This is a genomic window from Pantoea sp. ANP04 (assembly GCF_041982285.1).
Lineage (GTDB): Bacteria > Pseudomonadota > Gammaproteobacteria > Enterobacterales > Enterobacteriaceae > Pantoea > Pantoea eucalypti.
This window is the reverse complement of record NZ_JAUTYS010000039.1, coordinates 1-847: the sequence shown is the minus strand read 5'-3', so window position 1 is coordinate 847 and position 847 is coordinate 1. Positions and strand designations below refer to the sequence as shown.

General features: G+C 51.8%; 2 protein-coding genes. Both read left to right on the top strand.

Translation table 11 applies throughout. The annotated features are described in order from the left end of the window. Positions 1-417 (top strand): hypothetical protein (locus Q7C21_RS22155; protein ID WP_375151108.1); only part of this gene is annotated, 417 nt, incomplete at its 5' end. Positions 418-426: 9 nt separating this feature from the next. Next, positions 427-847: hypothetical protein (locus Q7C21_RS22150; RefSeq protein ID WP_375151107.1), on the top strand; the 421-nt coding region annotated here is incomplete at its 3' end.

The window sequence follows — 847 nt, the reverse complement described above, 5'->3', positions numbered from 1 at the left end:
CCCCGCTCCGAGGTTCATGCGGCTATGGATGAGCTGGTTACTCGTTACGACGTGAAGCTTTTCTATGGTGACCCGTATGGCTGGGAGACGGAGATTGAGCAGTGGGGCGTGAAGTATGGCGAGGATCGCTTTCAGGAGTGGCCTACTAACCGTATTTCTCGTATGCATCCGGCGATTATCCGTTTTGAGGTTGATTTGGCACAGGCGCGCATTAAGCATGATGGTTGCCCTCTTGCTGACACTCATTTTGCGAACGCTCGCAAGAAGGCGCGTCCGGGGCAGATGTACACGTTGGATAAGCCGACGAATCACCAGAAGATCGACATTGTTATGAGCACGATTCTGGCTCATGAAGCTGCTGCTGATGCTCACGCTAACGGCTGGGCGAAGAAAAGTTCTCGGGTTATATGTTTTTAGGAGGCTCGAATGGCGCTTGATCGCGACACATCTAATCTTGTGCAGGGCCTTGAGAATCGCCTCTCCTCTTATGCAGTGGCAGATGAGACGCACCATAAGTATTATGAGGGCACGCGCCGTCTAAAGCAGATCGGCTTGAGTGTTCCTCCGGAGTTGCGGACGTTTGAAATGTCCGCTAACTGGTGCCGAACTTACGTGGATACGCTGACTAATCGTTTGTCTATGCGTTTCTTCTACAACCAGGGCGATAAGTCGTCTATTGAGGCGTTGCGTGAGGGTTGGGATGCGAACAATCTTGACTCTCAGTCCCTTTTGCATCACCGTGAGACGTTGATTCTTGGGCGTGGCTTCGTGTCGGTTGGTTCGAATGAGGAAGATCCTGAGCATCCGCTTATTCAGGTTGAGTCTGCGCGTGAAATTAGCGTTGACA